The sequence below is a fragment of the Paraburkholderia sp. Ac-20347 genome, from assembly GCF_017104805.1.
GTDB lineage: Bacteria > Pseudomonadota > Gammaproteobacteria > Burkholderiales > Burkholderiaceae > Paraburkholderia > Paraburkholderia tropica.
Map to the genome: position 1 here is coordinate 1 of NZ_JAAGPN010000552.1, position 1,787 is coordinate 1,787.

Annotated in this window: 1 protein-coding gene; it reads left to right on the forward strand. The window is 69.8% G+C overall.

Annotated elements, in window-relative coordinates:
- Positions 1-80 precede the first annotated feature (80 nt).
- Positions 81-1,787, forward strand: a 1,707-nt coding sequence (locus G3N97_RS38580) for an AMP-binding protein (RefSeq protein WP_241031098.1), incomplete at its 3' end; no start/stop codon positions are given.

Below are 1,787 nucleotides of genomic sequence, written 5' to 3' on the forward strand. Positions count from 1 at the left end.
GGTTTAACGTTTGACTGCGCGTTTGGCTGCGTGTCTGACTGCGCGGCCGCGTTCCGCCTGACCCCCGCCTGACCTCACGTTTGCGGCTCGCCGCCGCGCGCCGCACGACGTTGCCGACGCTGCTGCTCGCCGCGTACGCGGTGCTGCTCGCGCGCTACACGGGCCAGCAGGATCTGCGCATCGGCATGCCGGTGTCGGGCCGCAATCGCCTGGAGACCGAGCCGCTGATCGGCTTCTTCGTCAACACGCTGGTGATTCGCGCCGATCTGCGTGGCGCGGCGAGCTTCGGCGCGCTGCTCGATCGCCTGCATCAGACCGTGCTCGACGCGCATCGCCACGACAGCCTGCCGTTCGCGCAACTGGTCGAAGTGCTGCAACCCGAGCGCAACGCGGGCCAGACGCCGCTGTTCCAGGTGATGTTCAACCACACGCGCGCGCAGCGCGTGGCGTTCGAGGTCGCGGGCCTGCAGGTGAGCGAATTGAGCGCCGATCTGCCGACCGCGCGCTTCGATCTCGTGCTCAACGCGATCGAGCGCGACGACGGCGTGCGCCTCGCGTTCAACTACGCCGCCGATCTGTTCGAGCCGGCCATCGTCGAGCAGATGCTGGCTCATCTCGCGCGTCTGCTCGCGCAGGTTGCCAGCGTGATCGAGCAGCCGCTCGCCAGCTTCGCGCTCGTGGATGAACGCGTGCGCGAACGCACGCAACCGGACGCACCCGCGAACGCCGCCGCATTCGAAGCCGTCGGCGCGCGTTTCAGCCGCCGCGCCGCCGCGCAGCCGCACGCGCAGGCCGTGCATTGCGAAGGCGAGACGCAGCGTTATGGCGAACTGGAACGCTGGAGCACGCGCATCGCGACGCGTCTGCGCACGCTCGGCGCGCGGGCCGATCAGCGCATCGGGCTGTGCGTGGAGCGCTCGGCCGCGCTGGTCGCGGGCGTGCTCGGCGTGCTGAAGTCGGGCGCGGCCTTCGTGCCGCTCGACCCCGCGTATCCGCTCGAACGTCTCGCCGCCATGCTAGACGACGCCGGAATCGACTGCGTGCTCGCCGACGCGGCGGGCGCGGCGCGTCTGGGCGCGCTGCTGGACGGGCGCGAGATCATCGACATCGCCTCGCTCGCCAGCGAAGCAGACGACACGGTTATCGAAACGAACGCCACGCCGATCCACCCCGACCAGCTCGCCTATGTGATCTACACCTCGGGCTCGACCGGACGCCCGAAAGGCGTGGCGATCACGCACGGCACGCTCGCGCGTCACCTCGACGATTTCATCGGCACCTACGCGATCGGCGCGCACGACAAGCAACTGCAATCGTCGACGATCAACTTCGACGTCGCGCTGCACGAAATGTTGCCCGCGCTGCTGATGGGCGGCCAGATCGAGATGCGCGGCCCGCAGCTCTGGGACCCGGAAACCACGAGCCGTCATCTGATCGAGCAGAAGGTCACGTTCGCGCGCATTCCCACCGCGTACTGGCAGCAATGGCTGCGCGAGCCGCCGCCCGCCGACGCGCTCGCGGCGCTGCGCCAGATCACCGTGGGCGGCGAGGGCTTGCCCGGCGACTCGCTGCGTCAGTGGCGCAGCGGCCCGCTCGGCCACATCCGCCTCGACAATCTTTACGGCCCGACCGAAACCACCATCGCCTGCCTGTATCGCGAGACGCGCGCGCAGGACGAGGCGCAGGCGATCGTGTCGATCGGCGGCCCGTATCCGTCGCGCACCGCGCGCGTGTGCGACGCCGACGGCAACGAAGCGCCGGTCGGCGCGCTCGGCGAACTGTGCGTC